We start from the raw sequence: 24,237 nt of genomic DNA, 5'->3' as shown, positions 1-24,237 counted from the left end.
TTTTATTAACCAAAATGTGAAATTACCCTTTTTCATCCCTGAGTCGTGGTTTGCCTACTCGATTTAAACTTGACATGCCCAATATTTGTTGAGTGATGATATTATTTCATGCCATAGAAATGGCATTTTTAAGAATTAGGAGAATATAGAGTTGGTAGGCTTAATTGAAGTTTTCAAGTCTCAAATGTACCATGGGTATTGAGAAACTTCAATGGTGTATAGTTTAAATCTAGTCGATTTTGAGAGCAGGTTATGTTTTATTAAATATATTATAATTATGAAAAAAAAGTTCAGTCAGATACCTGTAAATTTAGTGCATCATGCGGTTGAAACTTTTAAAAAGGGGTAAATTATGATATGGAAAACGATGTATTAATTCAAAATATTGAAAAAAGCATACAACTTTCTAAGCCTGAATTAGAGCAATTATGTAGTTATTTTAAACCCAAGGTGATTCAGAAAAAAGAGTTTTTATTAACTCAGGGTAGTGTTTGTAAATTTGAAGGCTTTGTATTAGAAGGTTGTTTTAGGGTTTTTGTATTAGACAATAAAGGCAATGAAAACACCTTGTATTTTGCGGTTAAAGACTGGTGGCTCATGGATATAGATAGTTTTATGAATCAAAAACCATCAGACTTAAACATTCAGGCTTTAGAGGATAGTAAGGTGCTACTAATCGACAGAAAGGATAAATTGGCACTTTATGATTCAGTTCCTGCCGTAGAAAAACTTTTTAGAATAATGTCTCAAAAAGCATTAGTGGCTTGGCAACGCAGGTTGATTAGAAATCATAGCCTTACGGCGGAAGAACGCTATTTTCATTTTATACAAACCTATCCAGAGATAGCATCTAAACTTACCGACAGACAAATTTCTAGTTATTTAGGAATTACTCATGAATTTTTGAGTAAAATCAAAAAGAAACACTTTAAAAATCATTCTCGTCATAAATAATTAAACTTGTTGTTCATTTTTTCCATTGATGAAAAAACGAACCAAAAAAATCTAGGCTTACGAACCTTTATCTAAATTTTTCGTTCGACACCTAAATTTCAGGAACTCGCTACTGTAATTGGTGGTAAATTTAAAAATTCATTTAGCTCAAACAGCCTGAAATTTTACGGTGTTTTCACTTCAAATTTCACGATAAATGTTCGATAGGCCATTAAAAAAAACTGATATAAAAATTAATTCCATATTCAATAATTTAAAACAGATCCTTTTGAATATAAAATCTAATAAGGTTTTAGAAATTGTTTTGGACGCTATTATTTAAAAATCAATAAAATTTTGAAGTGTTGAACTTGTTCTATTTTTTTGTCATTTTCATTTAAGAGTTTTGTCCTCATAAAACATAATCTAAATGAAAAGCATACTATCACCATTAAAACTTAAAATCATTTTCGTTTTCCTATTCCTATTGAATATGGGGCACATTGAAGCTCAATCAAATTACAATGTTACACATGATGAAGCTTTAAAAATTCTTTTGGAAGCAAAAAAGAACGCAGAACAATCTCATGTTTTAGTAAATATTGCCGTAGTAGATGCTGGTGCTAACTTAAAAGCTTTTATAAGAATGGACGAGTCTTTTTTAGGAAGCATAGATGTCGCCATTAAAAAAGCAAAAACAGCACGTTATTTTAATATTGATACAGGTAAATTAGGTGAACTAACTCAGCCTGGAGGCATTATTTATAATATAGAATTAACCAATAATGGTCTGGTATCCTTCCCTGGAGGCATGCCTATTAAAAATAAAGAAGGCAAAATTATCGGAGCCATTGGTGTAAGTGGTGGTACTATAGACCAAGACCGAGCCATAGCCATTTCTGGAGCAAAAGCAATTATAGATTAATTAAACTTGAAAAGGAATAAAATTATGAATCGTATAAAAAAAGGTATTCTAACCATCACATGGCTAGTCTCTCAAATTTGTTTAGCTCAAGGTTTTGATGATTTAATGCTTTATAGGCAAGACATTAAAAGCATATCAGGAACCAATACCGTGTCTATTACCAGTTATGAAAAAGATGGCGCACATTATATATATGCTAGCGGTATTGGAAATATTGATGTTTATAGTTTAGATAAGCAAGGTATCCTTACGCCAATTAGTAATCATGAACTTTATATGAAAAAAGGCCCTGCAAGAGGTATGGTTGCCGATCGTATTAATGGGACAGATTTTCTATTTGTGGCAAATAAGCATGGTGATGTTGTTGAAACTTTTAAAATTTTAGAAGGTGGCTCCCTTGAACGGGTTGCATTAATTGAAGACACCGACGAAACACACCTTGGTACTGCTATTACCTTACAAGTTATTCATATGAAGAAAGCGTCCTATCTTTTTGTTGGCGGACTCGAAGAAACACCAGGACTAAGTTCTTTTAAGATTGAAAACGATGGGAAACTCACCCATGTTCAGTCTATGAAAGATGATGAAACCATTCATACCGATGGCATTATCGGAATGTTTGTGCATAAGATAAAAGGAAAAACCTATTTATACACAGGCGGATTTCAAGATAATGGGGTTAGTAGTTTTAGGGTTTTTGAAGATGGAACTTTTAAAAACATTAATAACATAAGCGATAATACAACCGATAGATATTTAACAGGAGCCTACCCTGTAACAGGTGTCTCTTTTGGGGATAATAATTATGTAATTGTTGGTCACAGACATCATAAATATTACAAAAGAGGAGGTTTTATAAAAAGAACCAATTTTGTATATCATGGTGACGGTGTTAGTGTTTTTAAAGTTGATAAAAAAGGTGCTTTAGTTCCTCATTCGGTTTTAAAAGATGATGAACATACAAAACTTCAAGGGCAAACTCGAATTGAAGTTGTTTCAGTTGAAAATAATGAAGCGGTATTGGCTGTAGGCACAAGAGACGATGAAAGTATTCAATTGCTTAAGTTAAATAAAGAAGGTATCCTTAGTCCTATAAATTATTTAGAAACAGGATACTCTATTTATTACGGTTTAAGAGCTCTTAAAATAGGTGAAGACAACTTCTTAATTACGGGCTCTTTTCGGAATGATTTAAGAAAGATTGTAAGCTATAAACTTGCGCCTAAAATCAATAGAGAAGGCAAAGTTTTAAGACACATGGTTAACTTAAAATATAAAGAAGACGCCACAAAAGAACAGGTAAATGAGGCTGTTGAAGCTTTTATAAATCTTAAAAATGAAATTCCTGAAATTGCAAACTTGGAATGGGGATTAAATGATAGTACCGAAGGGCATACCAAAGATTTAACCCATTGTTTTACCTTAACCTTTAACGATGAGCATGCTAGAGAAATTTATTTATTCCATAAAGCTCATTTAGATTTGGTGAGTAAAATAGGACCTATTATTGCCGATGTTTTAGTGCTAGATTATTGGACAAAATAACAACCTGCTTTTCAGAAAAACGTTTTAATATTTATAGAAAATGAGCAATTTAAAGAATAAAAAAGCCATCATAACAGGTGGAGGCAGAGGATTAGGAAAAGCTATCGCTTTAGCATTTGCGAAAGAAGGTATTGATGTTGTTATTACAGGAAGAACAGAACGTGTTTTAAAAGAAACGGTTTCCGAATTAGAAGCCTTTGATGTCAAGGCGACCTATGTAGTATTTGATGTTGGTAATTATGAAGAAGTAAAAAACAGTATTAAAAGCGTTTTAGACACTATAGGAAATGTAGATATTTTGGTGAATAATGCTGGCATAGGCGGATTTGGGTCATTTCAAGACATGGCGGTTTCAGAATGGACTCATATTATTCAAACGAATGTAATGGGAATGTACTATGTAACTAAAGAAGTTTTGCCACATTTACTCAAACAAGACGAAGGTGATATTATCAACATAGCTTCTACTGCGGGTTTAAACGGTAATGCGAATACTTCTGCGTATTCTGCTTCAAAATTTGCTGTTATAGGTATGTCGGAATCATTAATGAAAGAAGTCCGTAAAGATAATATTAGAGTGTCTACCTATACACCAAGCACCTTTGAATCCGACATGTCCATAAATGCAGGAATAGCCACTAAAGGTTCTCAAGAAAGCGTGCTTCAACCAGAAGATTTTGCAGAATTAATAGTAGCAGGTCTAAAACTTCCAAGAAGAGCCATGCTTAAAAGTGGGGCTTTATGGTCTACCAATCCGTAATAATAATAGAAAGGATTTAGCTTTGTGTATTAATTAAAGCTTAATGTCCTGTAATCTTTGGATTTCCTGTAGAAATACAATCTATTGTTTACACAGAAAACTTATAAAAAGCTTGGTTTAGCCTAATAAAGTTTAGGGTTTTATTCTGAATCAATTTTAGCTATATTATAAAACAGGGTTAAACTATAAATAATTTAACCCTGTGATTTTATAACTTATGCAGTTTATGAGGTAATGCCTTTATTTTGAGATGTCTATATCGGCATGACTTAGAGTGCGAGCTGGATTTAATTTCTCCAAATTTTTCGCGAATGGTCGTCGTGTCCGTAACACATGTCTTTTAAGTCGTCTAGACTGAGTTTGAAATCATTTCCATCAACAAGGGTGTCTATGCCCTCAACTTTTACGGTTTCAGAAAATTGATGAAACGTCCATTCAACGTCGTTTACACGGTGTTTTCCAGAATAGGCTGCTAACCATAAAGGGTATTCATCAATATAACCTTTTAAACGGGTGTCGTAAAAATGTTTCCCTGTGTATACAACGGGTTTTATACCGTATTTCTCTTCGGTTAATTTTAACCATTTCAAAACATTTTCTCTTAAAAAGGCATCGCCAAACTTGCTTTTTTCTTCAATGTCTAAAATAGGAGGGAAGTCGCCTTTTTCTAAATGTACGGTTTGTGCAAAGTTGTTAAATTGCTCAACGGGGTCTTCATTGGGACGGTAATAATGATAAGCACCACGTATGTAACCATGCTTTTTAGCATCTGCCCAATTGTTGTTATAATGGGTGTCTTTTCCGTCTATACCCATGGTCGATCTTATAAATACAAATTCTATAGGTTTTTCGTTAGATTTTACCTCGTGCCATCTAATTTCACCTTGATAATGCGAAATGTCAATACCAAAAATATAATTAGGGTTTGTAACACCTAAATGTTCTAAGCTTTCAATTCTGTCGATGTTTTCACCAAAATTAGGGACATCATTTTTATTATGATTTGTTTGAAACACATAAAAAAAGCCAAAAATTATAGAAGCTAAAAGGAGTACAGGATATAGAATATGATGTGCCTTTCTAATGCCATTTACCTGTTTCCTGTTTTTATTATTGAAATAATTTAACAAGGCTATAAAAATAGTTATAACCAGAATTGAAATAAACAGAACCTTAGATGTAGTAGATGTTTGGGGAGTTACCAAAAAACTCAATAAAGGATTCATTTTTTTTGTTATTAACGTTGTGCTTCAAAATTATTGCTATTAAGCAGATAATCTTGCGACATGCGATGTCTTAGTCCGTTAAAAAAAAGTGAATGCTATACTATTAAATGGTGTTAATGGTTTGAGGTGTTTTTGCTATGGATGTAACACTTCGTGAGTGTGTTTTTTCATGTTTTCAGCCATTTTATCTAAGGGTAAATCATCAAAATCATTGCCAAAAGGATCTTCAATAGATTCGGCAATTAATTCCAACGAAGCTAAAACATAAAGTATAAAAGGCACCGCAAGAATTACAAAATAACCCAATGAAAATACGTAGCCAATAGGAAGAGTAACCACATAAATAGCTATAAATTTTTTAATAAACGTACTGTATGAATGTGGAATGGGTGTGTTTTTAATGCGCTCGCAGGCACCGCAAATGTTTGTTAGACCTTCAAGTTCATTATTAATAACGATAAGTTGTTCGCCCGAAATTTTATTTTGCTTGTAGAGTAAATTGGTTTTTTTAAATATTAAAGCTGCTACTTGATTTGGACCGTGCTTTTTTCGGCTAAAGGCATCACCTAATTCAGGGTGTTCATTTTCATCAAGCATAAAAGTGGTGTAATCCGATTTTAAAAAAGCAAACAAGCTTTGTGAATACATCGGGATGGCTTTTCTGTAAAAGTGACGCAGAGCGACATCATCATCTTCTAAAAAAGCATTAAGTTTAAGTGCTAGGTTTCGACTTACATTTGTTAGTGCACCCCATTGTTTTCTGGCTTCCCACCACCTGTCGTAAGCTGTGTTTGTTCTAAAAACCAATAAAAGTGATAAAGCAAAACCTAGTAAACTATGAACAACAGTGATGTTTTTTAACCAACTTTTAGATGATAAATTCAAATATTCGAGTTCAAAAAAGGCAATACCACCCGAGCATATAGCAGTTAGAATTAAGTAAGGATATAGGGTTTGTAAAGTATCGGATTTCCTTACATAAAACACGGCTTTAAACCATTCTTTAGGGTTGTATATTCTCATGTTGAGTTTTGTTTTAAAAAGTTGTACGCGAATTTATAAATAAGATTACGATTTTATCCCAAAAAAAAGAGTAACCATTTTTGATAACTCTTACTATGTATAGTATACTGGTCTAGAACCAGTGACTTTTGGGTTGTGAAACCCCGACTTCAATAAAAAAAAACTGTTTTACAGGGTTTTCATTATTAATTTATTAAAATGTAAGTTGTTTTAGTTTTCGAATTAATAATATTATTTTATGAAATTTACCAAATGGATTTAAAGTGTCAAACGTTGAATAATACTTTTAATAGGAAATTTGTGTCTATTTCGGTTTAAATTAATATAATATATTAGTTTTGGGCTTAACCAAATTCACGAAATTCTTTCTTACTAATATTTTCATATCGTTTACTTTAACAGTCATGAGAAATATCCAACTTATTTTACTAGTCATCTTTTTCTTTACCTTTTTTAACTGTCAAAATATAGAAGTAAAAAAATACAGAATAGGATTTTCTCAATGCCTGAGTGATCACATGTGGAGAAATGATATGAATCATTCCATGCAAATTCAAGCATCTCTGAATCATAATGTGATTAATCTCTCAAAGTTTGAAGCACATGGTAGTGCTAAACTACAAATTGCGCAAATGGAGGAAATGATTAAGAATCAATATGATTTAATTATTATTTCTCCCCTAGTTCAAGACAGTATTGTTCCAGTTATTGAAAAGGCATACGATGCGGGAATACCGATTATTCTTTTGGATCGAAAAATCAATTCTGACAAATACACTGCTTTCGTTGGTGCAGATAATTTAGAAGTAGGGCAAACGGCTGCCAAGTATATTATATCCAACTCTCAACAAAAAAAAACAAATGTTTTAGAAATAAAAGGTGTTGGAAACTCATCGCCTGTAGTAGAAAGAAGCTTAGGATTTCATCATGAAATTCAAAACAATCCAAAGATTAATATTGTTAAAACTATTGAAGGTGTCAATTCAACTGAAATATTAAAAACTATTGATTCCTTAGGGCCAAAGGGTATAGATTATGTTTATGCCTTCAATGATGAATTGGCTAAACAGGTTTGGGACTTAACCAATAAATTACAATTTGAAAAAAAACTAAAATTCATTGGGGTCGATGGATTAAACATTCCTGATGGAGGCATAGAGTTAGTCCAGAATAATATTTTAAATGCAACTATATTAAACCCCACCGGTGGCGATGAAGCTATTAGGCTAGCCTTAAGAATATTAAACGGAAAAAAGGTTGAAAAAAATAATATTTTAAGAACGACCGTGATTGATTCTAAAAATGCGGAAATCATGAAGAATCAATTAGACAAGATAAATCAACACCAAGAAGACATTGTCGCACAACAGGGTAAAATCAAGGAACAAGAAAAAACATACTCTACCCAAACAAATATATTAAAACTAGTTTTAGGCCTTTTAATTACCAGTATTCTACTTGGTTGCTTTAGCATATACTCGGGTTTTAAGCTTCGTAAAAAAAAGCGAGAATTAGAACTCAGAAATAATAAGATCACAATTCAACAAAAACATATTCAAAAAATAAGTGAAGCTAAAACTAACTTTTTTACCGGTCTCTCTCATGAATTTAAAACGCCAATTACTCTAATTCTCTCTTCTATCGAATCAATTTCAGATTACAAATCCGTTAGAGATAATAAATTAAATAGAGAAGTAGGTTTAATATTTAATAATTCTAAAAGATTATTAAGGCTTATAAATCAGTTGATTGACTTTCGTAAAGTAGAGGATAGGAAATTCATTTTGAAAGCATCAGAAACTAATCTGTATCAATTTTCAAAATCCATTTTTAAAGATTTTGAACGTGAAGCTCAGAAAAGAAACATTAAATTTTCAATGCATTCAAACAATGAATTTTTAAAAGTTTTCATCGATAGAAATTTAATGGATAAAGTATACTTTAACATTTTATCAAATGCTTTTAAGTTTACGCCTAACAATGGTACAATTAGCATTAATATTATAGATGAAGCAACCAATTTTGTAAAGATTCAATTTAAAGATTCTGGTATTGGCATTCCTGATACTGAAATGGACAAAGTTTTCATGGCTTTCTTTCAGGGATCAAATAATAAAAAATCTAGTTCAGGTATTGGGTTACACCTGTCTAAAGAATTTGTTGAATTACATAAAGGTACTATTGAAGTAAATTCTAAAAATGGAACAGAATTTATTATAACATTATATAAAGGCGATGTACACTTAAGTTCTGACGAAATAATTTATGAGCCTGACATAATAGAAAACCCTACTTTAAGTTTTGAAACTGACTACGAAGATGACGCTTTTATACTTAAAAATGATATTGATGAAGACAGCAAAAACACATTATTAATTATAGAAGATAATCCTGACTTGGTAAGATACTTGAATAATAAACTTTCTGCTGAGTTTATTATTGAGACTTGCGATGGACATGGTGCCATTGAAAAGGCTTTTGAACTCATTCCCGATATTATTATTTGCGATGTTAACTTACCAGACAAAAACGGATTCGAAATATGCAATATTCTAAAAAAAGACTTAAGAACATCACATATCCCTTCTATTATTTTAACAGCATACGATAGTAAAGAATCATACGTTCAGGGGTTAGATTCGGGTGCAGATTTGTTTCTAACAAAACCTTTTAGTTTTACCATACTTTACAGATCTATTAAAAACTTACTTTTCAACAGAGAAAAGTTACGTAGGCATCATATAAAAAACATCTATAAAACCGAGCCTTCGAATAATCTTGCTAATTCTGAACAAGAATTTATTAATGATATGAATAAATATGTTCATGAAAATATTGATGATTCCAGTTACAGCGTAGAACAATTAGCTTCAAGCTTAGGTATATCGAGAGTACAGCTTTATAGAAAAGTAAAGGCCATATTAAATATTAATGTTAGTGATTATATTCAAAATATACGATTAGAAAAAGCAAAAATTTTACTTCAAGAATCGACGCTTTCAATATCAGAAATAGCCTATTCAGTAGGTTTTTCTTCCCCAAGTTATTTTTCTCTAACCTTCAAAAATAAATTTGGTAAATCTCCAAAAACTTACAGGAAAAAATAACAGTTTTTTAATTTTGTATTCATTGCATTATCATATTAATACCAGTATTTTATCTCAAAACACAAGTATTTTACCATATAAAGATGTAACTATTTTTATAGTTTAGCCTAAAAATCGATAATTTCAATCATTGATAACTAGTTAAAAATCAGGTAATTGATGTAAAATTAAGTTAATTTTTAATAATGTAACAATTCTTATATGGTTTACTATGTTGGATAGATAGTTTTACAGAAACTAAATTTCCAACTAAATTATGAATAAGAAAATATTAATCTGGTCTATTACAGCTGCACTTGCGGGATTCCTATTTGGTTTTGATACAGTTGTTATATCAGGCGCAGAAAAAACATTACAACAAATTTGGAATTCATCTGATGTTTTTCATGGAACCGTAGTAATAGGTATGGCTTTGTGGGGAACTGTTATTGGGGCGCTACTTGGTAGTTTTCCAACCAATAAATTAGGGCGTAAAAAGACCTTAATTTGGATAGGCGTTTTTTACACTGTATCTGCCATTGGTTCTGGTTTAGCTAATGACCCTTATACCTTTGCTATATTTAGATTTTTAGGCGGATTAGGTGTTGGGGCTTCTACTGTTGCAGCTCCTGCATATATCTCTGAAATAGCTCCAGCAAAGGATAGAGGAAAGCTGGTAGGTTTATATCAATTTAATATTGTGTTCGGTATTTTAATAGCATTCCTGTCAAATTATTTATTAAATAATATTGGAGAAAACGCGTGGAGATGGATGGTTGGTATTGAGGCTGTTCCTGCAGCACTTTACACAATTATTGCTTTAAGCATTCCGAAAAGTCCAAGATGGCTATTAACTAAATTAAGAAATAGTGAAGCAAAAAGCGTTCTTAAAGTTATTAATCCTGGAGTAAATCCAGAACAATTAATGATAGAGATTAAGGATGAAATGAAAAATACCATCCCTAACGAAAATATTTTTATGAAGAAATATAGGAAGCCTTTAGTCTTAGCTTTTTTAATTGCTTTTTTTAATCAATTGTCGGGTATTAATGCATTGCTTTATTACGCTCCTAGAATATTAACAGAAGCAGGATTAGGAGAAAGTTCGGCACTTTTAAGTAGTATTGGTGTTGGTATAACCAATTTACTTTTTACACTTTTGGGGATTTCACTTATTGATAAACTAGGTAGAAAACAACTGATGTACATAGGTTCCATTGGATATATTTTATCATTATCACTTGTATCCGCAGCATTTTTATTCAATTGGGAAGGCAGTGCGGTTCCAATATTTTTATTCTTCTTCATAGCAGCTCATGCTATCGGTCAAGGAACCGTAATTTGGGTGTTTATTTCTGAAATTTTCCCGAATCATTTAAGAGGGTATGGACAATCCTTTGGAAGTTCAGTACACTGGGTATTGGCAGCAGTAGTGCCTTCCTTAGTTCCTGTGTTATTCTCCACAATAGGAGCAGGAATGGTTTTCTTGATTTTTGCAATTATGATGGTATTTCAACTTCTATTTGTGATTTTTATGATGCCGGAAACCAAAGGAATTTCTTTAGAAAAATTGGGTAAAATTTTAAGTAAATCAGGTAAATCCAAGAGTCTAAAAAAAGTAGCTAGTGTTGCTGTAATAATGTTTTTGACTTTTTCTTGTAAAGAAACTACAAAACCCAGTTTAGGTAGAGAAACCACCGCTGAAAATGTTGCCCATAAAGAAGAAATCTTGTACCGTCCGAACTTCCATTTCACCCCTAAAGAAAATTGGATGAATGACCCTAACGGTATGTTTTTCTTAAATGACACGTATCATCTGTTTTTTCAATATTATCCAGAAGGAAATAAATGGGGGCCTATGCATTGGGGGCATGCTACAAGTAAAGATTTGATTAAATGGTCTGAAGAACCTATAGCGCTATATCCAGATGAATTAGGTTATATTTTTTCTGGTTGTGCTGTAGTAGATCTAGAGAATACTTCTGGATTTGGAAATGGTACAACCCCTCCTGTTGTCGCTATTTTTACCCATCATGATCCAATTAAAGAAAAAGATGGTCGCATTGATTTCGAATACCAAAGTATTGCTTATTCAATTGACGAAGGAAAAACCTGGGTTAAGTACGCAAATAACCCAGTCTTACAAAATCCAGGAATTAAAAACTTTAGAGACCCTAAAGTGGTTTGGGATGAAGATCATGAACAATGGGTTATGGTACTTGCTGCAGATGACAGAACTAAATTTTATAGCTCCAAAGATTTAAAGGAATGGAAGTTCATTTCTGATTTCGGAAAAGACCTTGGTGCCCATGGAGGAGTTTGGGAATGTCCTGATTTTTTTCCGATGCAAACAGAAAACTCAAACGAAACCAAATGGGTGCTCCTTCAAAGTTTAAACCCAGGTGGGCCAAATGGAGGTTCTGCAACACAATATTTTATTGGCGATTTTGATGGTGAAACATTTAAACTCGATGAAACCTTTAAAAATCAGCTAGACTTAAAAAAGGCTATCTGGTTAGATCAAGGAATGGATAATTATGCTAGTGTTACTTGGAATAATACCAACAGTAAAAACCCAATAACTATTGGGTGGATGTCCAACTGGCTATATGCACAAGATGTGCCCACTGAAACATGGAGAAGTAGTATGACTATTCCAAGAGAGCTAAAACTTAATAAAACAGAAAATGGATTTTTGATTAGTTCTGAACCTGTTAATCAATTAGAAAATTATTATTCCAATAGAATCTCTAAAGCAGATATCAAATTTAAAGAAGAAACTGTTTTAATCGACAGTAAAACAATCGATTTAGCAAAGTCTGTCATAGATATAAAACTAACCGATTTAACTACCGACATCTATACACTCACGCTTTCTAATGCTGCTGGGAATAGCTTGAAATTCGGATTAGATAATATTGAAAAACATCTTTTTATAGATCGTCAATCATCAGGATTAACAAACTTTTCTGAAGCATTTGGAAAGCAAGTTACCAAGGCACCTCTTGCCAAACACTATGAAGAAGCAGAGATAAAAATCATATTAGACAAAACATCTATAGAGCTTTTTTTTAACAATGGTCAAGAAGTGTTAACTGAAATATTCTTTCCAAATGAACCTTTCGAAAAGTTAACAATAGGATCTACAAAAAAGGAAGCCAAAATTTCAATTTTGAACACTAATAAACTAAACATAAATAACAACTAACTATTAAAAACTAAATCATGAAGTATAAATTAATTATTTTATTCTTTCTGCAGTTCTCAGCCCTAATGGCTCAAGATCTGGAAATTAAAGGGAAGGTGGTCTCCTCTGAAGATAATATGCCTTTACCCGGTGTTGCGGTTATAATAACCGGTACATCAACAGGATCTGTAACCGATTTTGATGGAAACTTCATTCTAAACGGCGCATCAAAAGGCGATGCTCTTCAATTTAGCTACCTTGGTTTTGTAACTCAAGAGGTAATCATTGGTGATAATTTGACATTAAATATAGTCATGCAATCAGATAATCAACAATTGGAAGAAATCGTTGTAACTGGCTATACAAAACAGAAAAAGGCAGATATTACTGGAGCTGTATCAGTTGTAGATGTCGATGAAATTAATAAGCAAACAGAACCTAATCCAATAAAATCTTTACAAGGAAGATTACCAGGTGTAAATATTACTTCTGATGGGTCGCCTAGTGGCTCTAATACTAAAGTTAATATTAGAGGTATTGGAACGCTAAATAACACAGACCCTTTATATGTGATTGATGGTGTGCCAACTAAAGCAGGCATGCATGAATTAAATCCAAACGATATAGAGAGTATACAAGTACTAAAGGATGCCTCATCTGCAAGTATTTATGGTTCAAGGGCATCAAATGGAGTAATTATAATTACCACAAAACAAGGGAAATCTGGAAAAATGAGAATTAGTACTAATTATTATACTTCCCTTTCAGATTATACAAGCAAATTAGATGTTTTAGATGCAAATCAATTTGGACAAGTTTTATGGAAAGCAAATATAAATGATGGTTTGAATCCGAATTCTAATAATTTGAGTTATCATTTTGACTGGGGAGTAGTAGATGGAGTTCCAACATTAAATAGAATAAGTGTTCCAGAATATTTGGACTCAGAGCGAACTATTAAATCGGCGAATACTAATTGGTATGATGAAGTCTCGCAATTGGGAAGAGCGAATTCTCTGGATTTGTCCATGTCTAGTGGATCGGAAAAAGGAACTTATATGTTTTCTTTAGGTTATTATGATAATCAAGGAATTGTTAAAACTACGGAATTTAAACGTTTGTCAGCTCGAATTAATTCTTCATATAAATTTTTTGATGGAAAGTTAGTTGTAGGAGAGAATTTTACTTTAAATAGAACTAATGAAGTTGTTGATCCTGGAGTTTTAGATCCTGCATTAAGGGCATTGCCAATTATTCCGGTACGAACAGTAGATGGTTTAGGTTGGGGAGGTCCTGTTGGAGGGATGAACGATCGCCAAAACCCCGTTAGAGTTTTAGAATATAATAAAGATAATGGGTATAAATATATGCGTTTATTCGGTAATGTTTATACTGAGCTAGAATTGATTAAAAACTTAAAATTCAAAACTAGTTTTGGAATTGATTTTAGTGATTATTATAAACGAACCCTACAGCGAAGTTATAAATCAGGTTATTTAGAAAATGATCAAAACGCTGTAAATATTGATGAGTCTACTAATACTAAATGGACTTGGACTAATACAGTTCAATATGATTTAAGCCTTAATAAACATCATATTAATATGTTGGCTGGTACTGAAATGTATCAAGAAAGCTTTGAAAATACGTGGTTAAGAAAAGAAGATTTTTTGTTGGAAGATCCAAACTATATGTATCCTGATGCTGGTACTGGAGAAGCTTATAATGGCGGTTCAGCAACATCTTATAGTTTGCTTTCTTATTTTGGAAAGTTAACATATGATTTTGATAATAGATACTTGTTTTCAGCAACTTTAAGACATGACGGTTCTTCTCGTTTTGGGAAAAATAATCGATTTGGAACTTTTCCAGCTTTTTCTGGAGGTTGGAGGATAAGTAAAGAAGCTTTTGCAGAAGAACACTTGAGCTTTTTCTCAGATTTAAAACTTAGAGCGGGTTGGGGACAAACCGGAAATCAGGAAATAAGTAATGAAGCAATTTACTCGCTTTATTTAGCTAGTTATGCGGGAGGAGATCCTACATGGAATACATCTTATGGTACAGCTTATGATTTAGCAGGGGCCAAAAATGGACTGCTTAATTCAGGATTCATTGCCATACAAACTGGGAATGATGATTTAAAATGGGAAACTACAACGCAAACTAATTTAGGAATTGATTTTGGGTTTTTTAACCAAGCTCTAACAGGAAGCATTGATATCTATAAAAAAGAAACAGAAGATATACTAGTGTTGCCTCCTTATTTAGGAGTAATTGGAGAAGGAGGTGAAAGATGGGTAAATGGGGCTTCAATGGAAAACGAAGGTTTGGAAATTGGTCTACAATATAAAAACACAACTAGTTTTGGACTTAAATATGAAATCTCCGGAAATATTGCAGCAAATAGGAATAAAATTACTCAGCTACCAGATGAGGTAAAGAATAATTATGGAGGTGATGGCTTAGAAGATAACATCCTTGGAAGGCCAATAAATTCTATGTATGGTTACGTTGCAGATGGATTATTTAGAACAAAAAATGAGGTTGAAAACTCCGCAATTCAGCCCGGTAAGGACCTGGGGAGAATTAGATATAAAGATTTAAATGAGGACGGGATAATAGATGATAAAGATAGAACTTGGATAGGAAATCCAAATCCGGGCATATCCTATGGATTTAATTTGTCTCTCGAATATAAAAACTTTGATTTAACTACATTTTGGCAAGGGGTAGGAGATGTAGATGTCATTAATCAAACTAAATATCAAACAGATTTTTGGAGTGTAGACGATGTTGGATCAAATAAAGGTGCAAGACTTTTAAATGCTTGGTCAGTTGACAATCCTAATTCAAATATTCCAGCTCTAACAACTGTTGATAGTAATGCGGAATCTCGTTTTTCTACTTATTACGTCGAGAACGGTAGATATTTAAAGTTAAGAGTTCTTCAATTGGGCTATTCAATACCTCAAGATATCATAGAAAAATATAGTATAACTAAACTAAGAATGTACGTGAATGGACAAAACTTATGGACTATTTCATCTCCTAGTTTTACAGGTGTTGATCCTGAAAACCCTGGGTTTGGGTATCCAATACCAATAACTTTTTCCATAGGTTTAAATTTAACGCTGTAATTAATAAAACAAATAATCATGAAAAATATTATATATATAATAGGGTGCTTTCTAATGTTGACTACCCTTGGCTGTGAAGACTTTTTAGATAACGATCCTAAAGGTGTATTAAGTGAAGAAGAATTAGCAAAGCCTGAAAATATTGAAGGTTTTATAACAGCTGCTTATTCTTCATTAGGAAACGATCATTATGATACTCCATTTAGCTTGTGGCCTTACGGAAATGTTCGTTCAGATGATGCGTATAAGGGAGGTAGCGGAACTAACGATATACAGGCATTCCATTTTTTCGAAATATCAAATAATATTCGCTCTGATTTTGGAGAGTTAGATAGGTTGTGGTACAACTGCTATGTGGGTATCGCAAGAGCAAATAAGGCTATAAATGCTTTAAATCAACTTACAGAAGAGGAATTTAAATTGAAGCAAATTAGATTAGGTGAAATGCATTTTATTAGAGGACACTATTATTTTATGCTTAAAGAGTTGTTTAAGTATGTGCCGTATGTAACAGATGAAACGAAACCAGATGATTATAACCTTATTTCAAATCGTGATCTATCAGATGATGAACTTTGGGAAGCTATTGCCTCTGATTTTCAATTTGCAGCAGATAATACACCAGCTAAACAACCTGAAATAGGTAGAGCGAATAAATACGCGGCTTATGCTTATTTGGCTAAGACTAGATTATATCAGGCCTATGAACAAGATGCTAACTATAATGTTATCAATATCAATCAGCAAAGACTACAAGATGTTTTAGATGCAGTAGATCAAGTTGTGGGAATTTATTCTTTAGAACCAGATTTCGCTTTTAATTTTTTATCTGGTAGTTATGAAAATGGACAGGAATCCATATTTTCTATTCAATATTCTAACGACGATGGGACGCTTTATGGGCGTTTAAATTTTGGAGATGTTTTATCTGTACCACAAGGTTTAGGTTGTTGTGATTTTCATAAACCCAGCCAAAACTTAGTAAATGCATTTAAAACGACTACTTCAGGGTTGCCAATGTTTGATAATTTTAATGACCAAGATTTAGATTATAATCAATTAAATAATTATGATGTAGATCCAAGATTATATCATACAGTTGCCATTCCAGGTTTACCATTTAAGTATCACCCAGATTATATTTATGAGGAAAATTGGAATAGATCTCCTGGTACCTATGGATATTATGCTTCTCTAAAGGAAAATGTACAACCCGATTGTTCATGTTTTGTAAATATTGACCCGTTTTATGGAAATTCTAAAAATAGAATAGTTATTAGATATGCAGATGTCATTCTTATGAAAGCCGAGGCTTTAATTGAATTAGGGCGTCAAAATGAAGCCTTACCATTAATTAATGAAATAAGAGCCAGAGCGGCAGAAAGTACAACTTTAACTAAGGCATATACCTCAAATAATTTTATTAAAGAGTACGAAAATGGTGTGAACTGTAACTGGACTCAAGATTTTGCTAGAAAGGCTTTACGTTGGGAACGTAGACTAGAGTTTGCTATGGAAGGTTCTCGTTTTTTCGATTTGGTGCGCTGGGGAGTTGCAGCAGAAACAATGAATAACTTCTATTCACAAGAGAAAATAAAACGTGGTTATTATTTAGATGCCGGATTTGACCATGGAATTGAAGAGTTTCTTCCAATTCCACTGGCACAAATAAATTTTAGTCAAGGGCTTTATAAGCAAAATGAAGGTTATTAATTTAAAAATATAAAAACATGAATTGTATTATAAATAATATAAGAATCACATTCCCATTAATTCTAGTACTAGCATTAGGTTTATTTTGGTCATGTGAAGATAGTTTTGATGACTCAGCTTTTGTTACCAATGTTTCGGTTAACATGCTTTCATTTCAGATTGACGATTTACCTGCGGATATTAATAATGAGGAAGGTAAAATCATACTTGAGATGAATTATGGATCGGATTTAACAAGTTTAATACCCGAAATCTCGTTGCCAAAAGGTGCAATAATGGTTCCTGAAGAAGGAAAGCCTATAGATTTTACTAATGTTGTTAATTATAGGGTTACTAATGGTAATATTTATAAAACTTATGATGTCAATATTACAACCCTAAAACCCATAGAGAGCTTTACTATAAACGGTTTTGATGCTAATATAAATCACAATTCGAAAACTATAACACTAGTTTTACCAGAAGGTACAGATTTGACGGCTCTAAGGCCTGAAATTGTTACCTCAGCAGGTGTTAGTATTTCTCCTGCATCAGGTGAGTTGATTGATTTCAGTGATCCCGTAATTTATACTGTTAGTTCTGCTACATTAACTGAAAATTATACAGCTAGTGTTACTACCCCTATTGATGGTCCAGTTATTGCATTTTTGGGAACCTCCGCATCTTTACAAAGCATAACTAACCCAGATGAGATTGCCGCTTCAGATTGGTTATTCGAAAATTATCCAGGTGCTCAATATTTATCGTTTACAGATATATCAAATGGGGTTTCTTTAGCAGATATAGATGTTATTTGGTGGCATTATGATAGTGCGATAAACCTACCTACTATTGCCTTAGATGCCAATGTTACTACTGCATTAATGAATTATCAGGCAAATGGTGGAAACCTATTATTAACAACATTTGCTTCTCAGTATTTAGAGGCTTTAAATATTATTCCTAGCGGAAAAGGTCCAAACAATGTTTTTGGAGACTTTTTGCCAAATGGATTTATTGATGGTAATGATTGGGGAATGTCATTTGTTGGACATGAAGATCATCCTATTTTCTTAGGTCTTGAAACTTTTGCTCCTGGGAAAGCTAATTTATTAGAAAAAGGAACCTTTAGATTAAATCATACTGCTTGGTGGTTCTTGCCAGACTGGGGTGGTTTTGGAAATGGTGAAGGTTGGAGAAACCAGACAGGTGGTAACAATTTAGCTAGTGAAGCTTGGGATGATAACTTAGATGGACGTGTATCCATTGCTGAATTTCCTGGAGGAGCTACTAACATAAACACAGTTGTTATTTCGATGGGGGCTTACGATTGGTTTAACGAAAATGACACAAACGAAAACAACGGCTTTTTAGATAATATTAAAATACTAACAGCAAACAGCTTAGACTATTTAGCTGACAACTAAAAACAAAACAAGATGTACTTAAAACAATATTTTATAATCGGATTATATATCTGCCTTTTTATGTCGTGCTCAAACGATGATGAAACACATTCTCAGGTACCAATCGATACAGGTAATCAAACTGCTATATATCCATTGCCGCCTGAGCAATGGATGGGAGAAACAAACCCGTATTATACTTCGGGATACGTTGGAGATGTTATGCCGTACTTTGATAATGGGAAATTCAATCTTTTCTTTTTGCATGATGCAAAAACAAAACCTGCCGGCGAAGGCTTTCATGACATTCATAGTTTTGAAACCTCAAACTTCACTGAGTTTGATTACAATGGAAGAATGATTCCTTACGGAACAGCTGATGAACCTGATTTTGGGGTAGGAACCGGATCTGTTGTGAAAGTTGGAAACCTATACTATTTCTATTATACGGGACATAACGGTATACCATCATTCATTCAAAATAACCCTAGAGAAAGTGTTCTTTGTGCCACAAGTACCGACCTAAAAAACTGGACAAAGGTTAAAGACTTTAAATTAACTGCGCCTGCTGGATATTACGATTTCGACTTTAGAGATCCTCATGTGTTCTATAACGAAGAAGAAGGTAAATACTGGATGCTAATGTCTACACAAACAGACCCAGGGAGAAAGGCTGTGGTGGCACTATTTACAACAAGCGATCCTTCAACAAATAACTGGGAGGTTCAAAGCCCTGTTTATACGACAACTTCAGAAGAAAATTATTTAATGCTTGAATGTGCCGATATGTTTAAAATGGGATCTTATTGGTACTTAATTTTTTCTGAAAACTGGAGTAACTATAAAGGTACAAGGTATCGTATAGCAAACTCCCCTAACGGACCATGGACAACTCCAGAAATCGATCGGTTTGATGGTGAATATTTATATGCAGCTAAAACAGCTTCCAATGGAAACCAACGCTATCTATTTGGCTGGACAGCAAGAAAAGCACCAGAAAATAATACAGGTAATAAAGAATGGGCTGGAAATTTAGTAATACATGAACTTGTTCAAAACACAGATGGGACATTGCGAGTTCAACAACCAGAATCCGTCAGTTCAATATTTACTAATGATGTAGCTCTTGAAATGGTAAAAACAACTGGTTCTGTTAATCAAAACAATAATACATTCGTCCTTGATGGTTCCTCTAGTGAGGCTTCTGTTGTATTCCAAAGTATCAAAAAATCAAATGTAATCACTTTTGATACTTCGTTCAATTCCTTAGGTAAGTGCGGCATACTTTTGAATTATGAGAATGAAGGAAATTCAGCTTTCAATATAGTTTTCGAACCTGACAACAACAGAATTACCGCCTACAACCTAGTTAATGGTATTAATCAGTATGTAAACCACATTCCGTTTAGCTTTTCAACAGCTGAAAGTTATGATATAAATATAACAACAAACGAAGATGTATGTGTAATTTATGTAAACGATACTATAGCCTTTAGTAACAGACTTTACAATACTAGTGGAAAACAATGGGCCATTTATTCTAATAACGCCAAGGTTGAATTTTCTAATATTAGTTTAAAAAATCCTTATTAATATGTTCGAAAACACAAACATAAAATTTGTTAGCTTCGGAGAGATTCTTTTTGATGTTTTTAACGACCGAAAAAAAATTGGTGGAGCCCCTTTAAATTTAGCTTTAAGAATAAAGTCCTTCGGATTCCCTGTTTCTATGATAAGTGCCATTGGTAATGATGACAATGGTGTGTCATTAACAAACTATATCAGCAATGAAAATATTGATATTAATGGAATCTCGACTACCAAAAACTATGCTACTGGTATGGTTAATGTAACTTTAGATAGTAAAGGTTCTGCAACTTATTCTATTCAACATCCTGTTGCTTGGGATAAAATTGAAATCACCCCTACTATTCGCAAAATAGTTGAAGATTCAGATGTTTTACTTTTTGGTAGTTTAGCCTGTAGAGACCTTGTTTCTAAAACTACCCTGTTTGAACTTCTAAAATACAGTAACACTTTTAAGGTTTTCGATGTTAATCTAAGGCCGCCACATTACAATATAGAAACACTAAAAAGTCTGATGGACAAATCAGATTTTATAAAATTCAACGATGAAGAACTTCTTGAAATTTCAGAAGAATTGGGTTCCTCATCAAAATCTATTGAAGAAAACATTCATTTCATAGCTCAAGCAACCAAAACCAAAGCCATATGTGTAACGAAAGGAAAGCATGGTGCTGTTCTACTTTGGAAAGGTAAACTTTATCATAATGCTGGATTCTTAATCAATGTTGTAGATACGGTTGGTGCTGGCGACTCATTTTTAGCATCATTAATTTCAAAATTATTAAGTAACGGAGTTCCGCAGGAAGCTATTGATTTTGCTTGTGCTGTTGGCGCTATTGTTGCCCAAAACAAGGGCGCGAATCCTAAGATTTTAAAAGAAGATATAATGATGTTTCTAAATAATAATTGCAAAATATAAACACAACTATAACCACTAAACTAACTCAAAATGAAAAAAATTACAAAACAACTGATTGCTCTGTCATTAATCATTTCTTTTGTCAGCCTAAATGCACAGACAAAAAACATAGCATTCATAGGGCAATCTCCCACTTATAACGATAATATACCAGCTGCTGCTGATGGTTTTACGTATGATGACGACCGTGCAGCAGCAACATGGTTTATGGAAGATTTTGTTCCTGCAAACACCAACATTAATGGAAGTTATTTTTCCTTTCAGGATATTGCCGAAGGAGAAGACCTAAGCAGTTTCGATGCCCTTTGGATACAAAACGATGGAGCCACTTGGCCTAGTAGACTTGAGGAATGGCCAAGAGCTACTTCTGAAGGCGGGGGTGAGAGACATTGTATTATAACCGAAGTTGGATTTCAATGGAATGGGGGAGATGCAAATTGTATTTCACTTGAAGACAGCTTTATATCTAACATTCGAAGTTTTTATGAAGCTGGAGGAAATCTTTTTCTGGGGAATTTCGCAGCAAAAGGAGTTGAAGTCTTTGGGGTTTTTGAAGGTCTTAATAATCCATGGGAGTATAGACCTAATCAAACTTTTGGCGAAACTACTTCCATTTCAGATTCTTGGGCGGTAGACAATCCTTGGGGGAGTCTTTACCATGGCGAAACCAATGACCCTGTTGTGAATGATTTTGTATTGGGTGCTCAAGACGCAGGTTGTAACAATGGTATTTATATTGAGTTCTTAACGCCTGGTACTGGCAAAAAAAATAGAACCTGCCAGTATAATCTTGATTTCGGTCGGATAAATGATGATGCCAATACAAAATATGGAGGCGCTGCAACTTTAGCTCAAAAACAAAGTGAATTTGAATCTGTTTTAAATGCCGAAATACTGTTAACCAATTGTAGCGGAAATGAAATACAAGCAGCTAGATTTAACCCGAGAACTGCTGGTCATGGTACCATTATTATTAACGGTAGTGGGGCGTATGATTGGCATGCTGATGGAAGTCCGGAAAATTTTAACGATAATGTTAAACTATTTACTAAAAACGCATTACTATCTTTAGTTAATAGTACTTTATCAACAAAAACAAAAAATGCTTCCGAAATAAGCTTTGGCCCTAACCCTGTACAATCTTTATTAAAGATTAAGTATAAGGGAGAAATAAACACAACAGTTTATAACATGCTGGGTGAAAAAGTAATAGAATCATTTTCAAAATCTATAGATTTTGAAAATATAATAACTGGTATTTACATTATAAAAGTGAGAGATCTGAATTCTCAAGAAACCAACACGTTTAAAGTTGTAAAAAGGTAAACCAACGGCTCTCTATTTGAAATTATCATAATATAGATACACATTAAAATACTAATAAGCGTTAAACTAATTTTAGTTTGACGCTTAATTTATTGGGCCAATCTCAAAAGTTATTCAATGCTGAGAATACGGTTATTCTGTACTAGTATGAATAAAAAAAGGGCTTCAATTTCTTGAAACCCTTGTCTTTCCTAGTAGCGGGAACTGGACTCGAACCAGTGACCTTCGGGTTATGAGCCCGACGAGCTACCTACTGCTCTATCCCGCGATATAATATCCTAAAACGACTAACTTAGCTTTTAACTTTCGGTTCATAATGCCGACCTAGTTGTTTCGGACTGCAAATATACAATCCTTTTTAGATTCTGCAAGGATTATTTTGTAAAAAATTATTGCTCGATGCTATTCGCTTGAAAATCTATTAATTGAGTGTTATTAAATTTTAAAGAAACTTGAATGGGGTTGCAACATACCTCGCAATCTTCAATGTAATTCTGATTTGAAATAGAGCTATCTAAAAGCATGGAAACGTTTTGCCAACAGTAGGGGCAGCTAAAGCTATGTTCTAGCATGAAGTCAGTTTAAATTTTAAACAATTAATTGTTAAAACGTTTTTATTCTTCTTCAATGGTATTTTCAACTGGCGGATTTGCTGCAGCAGTTTCTTTTTGTATTGCCATTAATACTTCTGGATTTTTCCCTGAAATATTTGCGTATTCATGGCTTAATTGATTGTTGCTAACCATAATACTGTTTAGCTTTTTTAAGTTAACAAACTCTAAAGGAATGTCTCCAGTAAATTTATTTGTAGATAATAACAATTCTTCTAAGTCTGTTAATTGAGCTAGTTCTGCAGGAATTTCTCCTTCCATTTGATTGTTCATCAGACTTAGTTTTTGCAACTTAGTTAAAGCTTGAATTTCTGTTGGAATTTGACCTATAAATAAATTGCTGCCTAATAAAAGCTCTTTTAAACTTGTTAACTCCATAAGTTCTACAGGAAGTTCGCCAGAAAATTGGTTGTTGTAAAGTTTTAAAGATTCCAGTTTTTTTAAGGCGCCTATTTCAACAGGAATAGGCCCTTCAAAATTATTTGAAAATAATTCTAAAGACTCTAGTTCGGTTAAATTTTGAATGGATGCAGGTAGTGTTCCGCTTAATTTATTAAAACCTAAATTTATTTTTTTCAGGTAGATTAAGTTGCCAATTTCTTCAGGTAATTGACCATTAAGATTGTTGAAGTTAAGATTAATTTCAATAACCTTTTGGTCTTTTATTTTTACGCCATGCCAATTATCAACTGGTTGGTCTAAATACCAAGAGATATTCCATTGTTCGCCGTTGGTCGCATTAAACAAGGTAATTAAGGCATTTTTTTCTTCAGGAGAGATAGTTGCATAAGAGTAACTGCTTATACACAAGCAGACTAATAATAGTTTTAAGGTTTTCATTGGTTTTGATTTGGTTGGTTTTGCTAAACGAGCA

General features: G+C 33.1%; 16 protein-coding genes, 1 tRNA gene and 1 pseudogene. 13 read left to right on the top strand and 5 right to left on the bottom strand.

What is annotated here, in order from left to right:
• The first annotated feature begins 357 nt into the window (after positions 1-357).
• From H6X70_RS01995 to H6X70_RS01980, 4 genes are all read left to right on the top strand, one after another.
• The gene (locus H6X70_RS01995; protein ID WP_194766006.1) at positions 358-954 is read left to right on the top strand and encodes a Crp/Fnr family transcriptional regulator; all 597 of its coding nucleotides are present in this window, start codon (positions 358-360) and stop codon (positions 952-954) included.
• A gap of 409 nt (positions 955-1,363) precedes the next feature.
• On the top strand, positions 1,364-1,858 hold the full coding sequence (locus H6X70_RS01990; RefSeq protein WP_194766005.1) for a GlcG/HbpS family heme-binding protein: 495 nt from the start codon (positions 1,364-1,366) through the stop codon (positions 1,856-1,858).
• 24 nt (positions 1,859-1,882) lie between these two features.
• Positions 1,883-3,403 carry a Dabb family protein gene (locus H6X70_RS01985; protein ID WP_194766004.1) on the top strand — a complete coding sequence of 507 codons (1,521 nt, stop codon included), beginning with the start codon at positions 1,883-1,885 and terminating at the stop codon, positions 3,401-3,403.
• A 40-nt stretch (positions 3,404-3,443) separates the two neighbouring features.
• Positions 3,444-4,163, top strand: a complete 720-nt coding sequence (locus tag H6X70_RS01980; RefSeq protein WP_194766003.1) for a 3-ketoacyl-ACP reductase — start codon at positions 3,444-3,446, stop codon at positions 4,161-4,163.
• A 287-nt stretch (positions 4,164-4,450) separates the two neighbouring features.
• Here the strand turns inward: H6X70_RS01980 and H6X70_RS01975 are convergent, their stop codons facing one another.
• A complete protein-coding gene (locus H6X70_RS01975) occupies positions 4,451-5,389 on the bottom strand; it encodes a glycoside hydrolase family 25 protein (RefSeq protein WP_194766002.1) in 939 nt (312 codons plus the stop codon).
• 135 nt (positions 5,390-5,524) lie between these two features.
• Positions 5,525-6,412, bottom strand: coding sequence for a bestrophin family protein (locus H6X70_RS01970; RefSeq protein WP_194766001.1), 888 nt, complete (start codon positions 6,410-6,412; stop codon positions 5,525-5,527).
• 404 nt (positions 6,413-6,816) lie between these two features.
• Between H6X70_RS01970 and H6X70_RS01965 the strand changes: the two genes are divergently transcribed.
• From H6X70_RS01965 to H6X70_RS01925, 9 genes and pseudogenes are all read left to right on the top strand, one after another.
• Positions 6,817-9,519 carry a substrate-binding domain-containing protein gene (locus tag H6X70_RS01965; RefSeq protein WP_194766000.1) on the top strand — a complete coding sequence of 901 codons (2,703 nt, stop codon included), beginning with the start codon at positions 6,817-6,819 and terminating at the stop codon, positions 9,517-9,519.
• Positions 9,520-9,775: 256 nt separating this feature from the next.
• A pseudogene (locus tag H6X70_RS01960) lies at positions 9,776-11,140 on the top strand (sugar porter family MFS transporter); the annotation flags it as partial.
• On the top strand, positions 11,138-12,706 hold the full coding sequence (locus H6X70_RS01955; protein WP_194766164.1) for a glycoside hydrolase family 32 protein: 1,569 nt from the start codon (positions 11,138-11,140) through the stop codon (positions 12,704-12,706). The pseudogene H6X70_RS01960 and the gene H6X70_RS01955, both read left to right, overlap by 3 nt.
• A gap of 17 nt (positions 12,707-12,723) precedes the next feature.
• The gene (locus H6X70_RS01950) at positions 12,724-15,822 is read left to right on the top strand and encodes a SusC/RagA family TonB-linked outer membrane protein (RefSeq protein WP_194765999.1); all 3,099 of its coding nucleotides are present in this window, start codon (positions 12,724-12,726) and stop codon (positions 15,820-15,822) included.
• Positions 15,823-15,840: 18 nt separating this feature from the next.
• The gene (locus H6X70_RS01945; protein ID WP_194765998.1) at positions 15,841-17,535 is read left to right on the top strand and encodes a RagB/SusD family nutrient uptake outer membrane protein; all 1,695 of its coding nucleotides are present in this window, start codon (positions 15,841-15,843) and stop codon (positions 17,533-17,535) included.
• A gap of 17 nt (positions 17,536-17,552) precedes the next feature.
• A complete protein-coding gene (locus tag H6X70_RS01940; protein ID WP_194765997.1) occupies positions 17,553-18,941 on the top strand; it encodes a DUF4960 domain-containing protein in 1,389 nt (462 codons plus the stop codon).
• A gap of 60 nt (positions 18,942-19,001) precedes the next feature.
• Positions 19,002-20,513 carry a glycoside hydrolase family 32 protein gene (locus tag H6X70_RS01935; protein ID WP_194765996.1) on the top strand — a complete coding sequence of 504 codons (1,512 nt, stop codon included), beginning with the start codon at positions 19,002-19,004 and terminating at the stop codon, positions 20,511-20,513.
• Position 20,514: 1 nt separating this feature from the next.
• On the top strand, positions 20,515-21,426 hold the full coding sequence (locus tag H6X70_RS01930) for a carbohydrate kinase family protein (protein WP_194765995.1): 912 nt from the start codon (positions 20,515-20,517) through the stop codon (positions 21,424-21,426).
• Positions 21,427-21,456: 30 nt separating this feature from the next.
• Positions 21,457-22,752, top strand: a complete 1,296-nt coding sequence (locus tag H6X70_RS01925) for a DUF4960 domain-containing protein (RefSeq protein ID WP_194765994.1) — start codon at positions 21,457-21,459, stop codon at positions 22,750-22,752.
• Between the two features lie 195 nt (positions 22,753-22,947).
• On the opposite strand, the gene H6X70_RS01920 is transcribed toward H6X70_RS01925, so the two are convergent.
• The 3 genes from H6X70_RS01920 to H6X70_RS01910 all read right to left on the bottom strand — a co-directional run bounded on the left by H6X70_RS01920 (position 22,948) and on the right by H6X70_RS01910 (position 24,203).
• Positions 22,948-23,020 (bottom strand) — tRNA-Met (locus H6X70_RS01920).
• A 121-nt stretch (positions 23,021-23,141) separates the two neighbouring features.
• Positions 23,142-23,324: a CPXCG motif-containing cysteine-rich protein gene (locus H6X70_RS01915; RefSeq protein WP_194765993.1), complete on the bottom strand. Its 183-nt coding sequence runs from the start codon at positions 23,322-23,324 to the stop codon at positions 23,142-23,144.
• 42 nt (positions 23,325-23,366) lie between these two features.
• Positions 23,367-24,203, bottom strand: a complete 837-nt coding sequence (locus H6X70_RS01910; RefSeq protein ID WP_194765992.1) for a Two component regulator three Y domain protein — start codon at positions 24,201-24,203, stop codon at positions 23,367-23,369.
• Between the last annotated feature and the right edge of the window lie 34 nt (positions 24,204-24,237).

Origin of the sequence: Tamlana sp. I1, from assembly GCF_015355625.1 — a bacterium.
GTDB lineage: Bacteria > Bacteroidota > Bacteroidia > Flavobacteriales > Flavobacteriaceae > Pseudotamlana.
Note: the sequence above shows the minus strand (reverse complement) of the source record. Positions and strands in the feature narration are given on the sequence as shown.